General features: G+C 54.1%; 3 protein-coding genes. All 3 read left to right on the plus strand.

Annotation, left to right across the window (positions count from 1 at the left end; translation table 11 throughout):
* Window positions 1–1,592, plus strand: a 1,592-nt coding sequence (locus J7438_RS24395) for an SEL1-like repeat protein (protein ID WP_209278656.1), incomplete at its 5' end; no start/stop codon positions are given.
* Between the two features lie 358 nt (window positions 1,593–1,950).
* Window positions 1,951–3,816 carry an RING finger domain-containing protein gene (locus J7438_RS24400; RefSeq protein WP_209278657.1) on the plus strand — a complete coding sequence of 622 codons (1,866 nt, stop codon included), beginning with the start codon at window positions 1,951–1,953 and terminating at the stop codon, window positions 3,814–3,816.
* A 204-nt stretch (window positions 3,817–4,020) separates the two neighbouring features.
* Window positions 4,021–5,223, plus strand: a complete 1,203-nt coding sequence (locus J7438_RS24405; protein WP_209278658.1) for an RING finger domain-containing protein — start codon at window positions 4,021–4,023, stop codon at window positions 5,221–5,223.
* Window positions 5,224–5,501: the final 278 nt, after the last annotated feature.

Here is a 5,501-nt window from a genome sequence, read left to right on the forward strand (position 1 = left end):
GCGGGCATAAGTTTCACTTTAAGTGCCTTTCCCGTTGGACAAAAGACCACGTGACCTGCCCTTACGAGCGGGAAGTCATTAAAAATATGGTGGTGAAAAACCTGCCCCTGCCCCGGGACTGGAAGAACCAGATGGTCAACGCGGCAGAGGAGGGTGATATCAAGATCCTCCAGGCCCTGCTGCAACGGGGAGCGAAGGTGGATGCGGGCCGAACTGCGGGCATAACCCCCCTGGCCCTGGCCGTTGCCAATAAGCACCTCGATGCGGCCCTGCTGCTGGCCAGAAGGGGCGGATCCGACCCGATCGGTCTGAGCAACCTGGGGAATCTTTTCAAGGATGGTGGTGAGGGCATTGTGGTAGATCCAAGCAAAGCGGAGCACTGGTATCTCAAGGCGGCTGAGCTGGGGGATATTGCAGCCATGTGGCATCTGGGCTACCTGTATCAGTTTGGTGGCGAGGGCTTTTCGAAAGATCTGCACAAAGCCGAGAGCTGGTACCTTAAGGCAGCTGAGCTGGGGGATATTGCAGCCATGTGCAGCCTGGGCATCGTGTATGCAAATGGTGGCGAGGGCTTTCCAGCCGATCCGCACAAAGCCGAGAGCTGGTACCTTAAGGCGGCTGAGCTGGGGGATACTACAGCCATGAATAACCTGGCCTACCTGTATCATGGTGGTGGCAAGGACTTCGCGGTAGATCTGCGCAAATCGGAGCACTGGTACCTGAAGGCGGTTGGATTGGGGGATGTCTGCGCCATGAGTAACCTGGCCCTACTGTATCTGGATGGCGGCGAGGGCTTACCGGCAGATCAGGATCAGGGAAAGTCCCTGTTGTTCAGGGCCGCTGGGCTTGGGGATCCCGGAGCCATGTCCAATCTGGGCTGGCTCTGTTTTAAGGGTAACAATGGCTTTGAGAAAGATCTGCACCAGGCGAAATCCTGGTGGCTCAAGGCGATTGAGCTGAGATATGTTCTAGCCATGCATCACCTGGGACGCCTGTATCTGCATGGTGGCGAGAACTTTCCGGAAGACCTGCATCAGGCGAAAACCTGGTTGCTCAAGGCGGTTGAGCAGGGGAAAGATCCAGCCCTTATAGCTTCAGCCATGTACATGCTGGGTCGCCTATATCATTTTGGTGGCGCGGGCTTTGAGGTAGCTCTGCATGAAGCGGAGCGATGGTACCTGAAGGCGGCTGGGCTGGGGTATGTTTTAGCCATGTACAACCTGGGTCGCCTATATCAGTATGGTGGCGAGGGCTTTAAGATAGATCTGCGTGAAGCGGAGCGCTGGTACCTGAAAGCCATTGAGCTGGGGTCTCATCTGGCCATGAGTAGCCTGGGTCACCTGTATCTGCGTGGTGGCGAAAAATTTCCGGAACATAGGTACAAGGGAAAACGCCTGTTGCTCAAGGCGGCTCAGTTGAGGAGAGACCTGGCCATCAAAAAACTGAAAAAAGTCTCTAAACCGCAACCCGCTAAAAAACGCGGGCTTGATGAAGCCTTTCCTGATGAACCCGGCCGCGCCCACACAGTGGGCGAATCCACGGCAGCAGACAGTAACGGGTATAAAACGATGGTAGAGCAGACTTCCCGATAGATCCGCCAAATGCCCATGGCAGGTGACAATATTTTGCGTCCCCCGGGAGACTGTCCAGAGTTATTTCCGGGTTATCCCGGGATCATCAAAGGAGCCATGAATCCGGTAACCAATTCTGGCCTGTTAAAGTTCAGATCGACTTAAACGACAATGAATTTATATCTCTATACCTCCTGCATCCATAAAATTGTGTGCGTTATAACTGTATAACCGCCTTCTTTTCCGATATTTTGCTTTGATCTGGAATTAAGGAAATCTACAAAGCTGTTTTTTTGATATTTTCAGAACCTGGTACGGGATATTTTAGAGATCAACACAGTCAGAGTAGCAATCCCAAAAAGTAAGGGAGTTACCTGGCATGAACAGCATTCCCTCCAGTGCAGCCGTTGTTGTACCCACCGAGCCCCCAACCTGCCCGATCTGCCATGATGGCCTCTACTCACCCAAAAATCGGAAGTTTGTGGGCAGGCGTGTCGCTATTGCCAGGCCCTGCGGGCATAAGTTTCACTTTAAGTGCCTTTCCCGCTGGACAAAAGACCATCTGACCTGCCCTTACGGGCGGGAAGTCATTAAAAATATGGTGGTGAAAAACCTGCCCCTGCCCCGGGGCTGGCGGCGTCAGATGGTCAACGCCGCAAAGGAGGGTGATATCAAGATCATCCAGACCCTGCTGCAACGGGGGGCAAAGGTGGATGCGGGCCGGACTTCAGGAAAAACCCCCCTGGCCTGGGCCGCTGCCAATAAGCACCTCGATGCAGCCCTGCTGCTGGCCAGAAGGGGCGGATCCGACCCGATCGGTCTGAGCAACCTGGGGGGTCTTTTCGAGGATGGTGATGAGGGCATTCCGATAGATCTGCACAAAGCGGAGCACTGGTACCTCAAGGCGGCTGAGTTGGGGGATATTGCAGCCATGTGGCAGCTGGGCCACCTGTATCAGCATGGTGGCAAGGGCTTTCCGGTAGATCTGCACAAAGCCGAGAGCTGGTACCTTAAGGCGGCTGAGCTGGGGGATATTGCAGCCATGAGCAGACTGGGCATCGTCTTTGCAAATGGTGGCGAGGGCTTTCCGGCCGATCTGCACAAGGCCGAGAGCTGGTACCTTAAGGCGGCTGAGCTGGGGGATATTATAGCCATGAATAACCTGGGCTGCCTGTATCATAATGGTGGCAAGGACTTCGCGGTAGATCTGCGCAAAGCGGAGCACTGGTACCGTGAGGCGGCTGGATTGGGGGATGCCTGCGCCATGACTAACCTGGCCATACTGTATCTGGATGGCGGCGAGGGCTTACCGGCAGATCATCAGGATCAGGGAAAGTTCCTGTTGTTCAAGGCGGCTGGAATGGGGGATGTTGGAGCCATGACCAGTCTGGGCTGGCAGTATTTCAAGGGTAACAATGGCTTTGAGAAAGATCTGCACCAGGCGAAAGCCTGGTGGCTCAAGGCGGTTGAGCTGGGAGATGTCAAAGCCATGCTTAACCTGGGTTACCTGTATCTGCATGGTGGCAAGAGCTTTCCGGCAGATCTGCACCAGGCGAAAATCTGGTTGCTCAAGGTGGTTGAGCTGGGGGAAGAGCCAAACATTATAGCTTCAGCCATGAACCATCTAGGCTACCTTCATAACTATGCTAACCAGGACTTTGGGTTAGATCTGCATGAAGCGGAGCGCTTGTACCTGAAAGCCATTGAGCTGGGGTCTCCTCTGGCCATGAGTAAACTGGGTAACCTGTATCTGGGTGGTGGCAAGAACTTTCCGGCAGACCGGTACAAGGGAAAACGCCTGTTGCTCAAGGCGGCTGAGCTAGGAAATGCGCCAGCCATGAACACTCTCGGCAACCGTTATGTGCTTGGTGACGTGGGCTTTGAGGCAGATCCGCACAAAGCAAAACATTTTTTCCTCAAGGCCGCTGAGCTGGGATATGTTTCAGCCATGAGCAACCTGGGCTGGTTATATCTGTATGGTCGCAAACACTTTCAGGTGGATCTGCAGCAGGCGAAGTTCTGGTTGCTCAAGGCGGCTGACCTGGGTAACGCTTGGGCCATGTTCCACCTGAGTCATCTGTATGAGCATGGTGGGGCGGACTTCCCGGTAGATCTGGACCAGGCGAAGGCCTGGTTGCTCAAGGCGGCTGAGTTGGGGAATGACCTGGCCAGCAAAAAACTGGAAAAAGTCTCTAAACCACAACCAGCTAAAAAACGCGGGTTTGATGAAGCCTTTCCTGAATGAATCTGTATCTCTATACCTCCTGCATCCATAAAATTGTGTACGTTATAACCGTATAACTGCCTTCTTTTCGGATATTTTGACCTGTTCTGGAATTCATGAAATCCATAAAGCTGTTTTTTGATATTTCCAGAACCTGATACGGGATATTTTTGAGATCAACACAGTCAGAGTAACAATCCCAAAAACGTAAGGGAGTTACCTGGCATGAACAGCGTCCCCTCCAGTGCAGCCGTTGTTGTACCCACCGAGCCCCCAAACTGCCCGATCTGCCACGATGATCTCTACCGACCTGAAAATCCCAAGTTTGCGGGCAGGTACGTCGCCACAGCCAGGCCCTGCGGGCATAAATTTCACTTTAAATGCCTTGATCGCTGGAGAAAGGATCATCTGACGTGCCCTTACGGGCGAAGGGCCATTGAGGATATGGTGTTGGAAAACCGGACCTTGCCCGGGGGCTGGCAGCAGCAGATGACCAATGCGGCAATACAAGGCGATATTGGGATCATCCGGGTTCTGCTGAACATGGGTGCGGACGTGGATGCAGGCCAGAGCCCGGGTAAAACACCACTGGCCCTGGCCGCTACCAATAAGCACCTCGATGTTGCCCTGCTACTGGCCGACCGGGGAGGGGCCGACCCGGTCGGTCTGAGACAACTGGGGCGTTTGTACCGGTTTGGTGGCGAGGGCGTTCCGGTCGATCTGCGCAAAGCGGAGTGCTGGTTACTTAGGGCGGCCGAGCTGGGGGATGCTTCAGCCATGTGCCACCTGGCTCACCTGTATCATCATGGTGGCGAGGGCTTTGGGGTAGATCTGCGTAAAGCGGAGTACTGGTACCGGGAGGCGGCTGGGAGGGGGATTGTTACGGCCATGAACAATCTGGGTTACCTGTATCAGTTTGGTGCCGAAGGCTTTGAGGCAGATCCGGACCAGGGAACGTTCCTGTTGTTCAAGGCGGCCGGGCTGGGGAGTGTTCCAGCCATGCTCGCCCTTGCCAACCTGTATCACCATGGTGGCGTGGGCTTCAGGATAGATCTGCGCAAAGCGGAGCACTGGTATCTGCAGGCGCACAGGCGGAGGTCTTCTCCGGCCATGCACAATTTGGGTCTCCTGTATCTGTGCGGTGGCAAAGACTTCCCGGCAAATCCACACAAGGGAAAACGCCTGTTGCTCAAGGCGGCCGGGCTGGGTAATGCTGTCGCCATGCACCACCTGGGCCTGCTGCTTGAGTATGGTGGCGCGGGCTTTCCGGCAGACCCCGGCAAAGCGCCGGGCTGGTACCAGAAGGCGGCTGAATTGGGGAATACCCGGGCCATAAAAAAACTGGAAGAACTCTCTAAACTGCAACCCGCTAAAAAACGCGGGTTTGATGAAGCCTTTCCTGATGAACCCGGCCACGCCCATCCATAGGAGCCATGAATCCGGTAACCAATGCTGGCCTGTTAAAGTTCAGGCCTACTTAAACGACAATAAATTTGTATCTCTATACTTCCTGTATCCATAAAATTGTGTACGTTATAACTGTATAACCCAATGGCACTGACTTAAGCTTAAAAGCCCCGCAAACATGGGGATTGATACGGGTTTAGAGATTTGAATTGGAACCACAAAGCACACAAAGAGCACTAAGAAGAGCTTTTCTTTTCCTTTGTGCTCTTTGTGTGCTTTGTGGTTCCAATCGCCGGGTG

This window comes from Thalassotalea sp. G20_0 (assembly GCF_017744175.1).
Lineage (GTDB): Bacteria > Pseudomonadota > Gammaproteobacteria > Pseudomonadales > Endozoicomonadaceae > Endozoicomonas.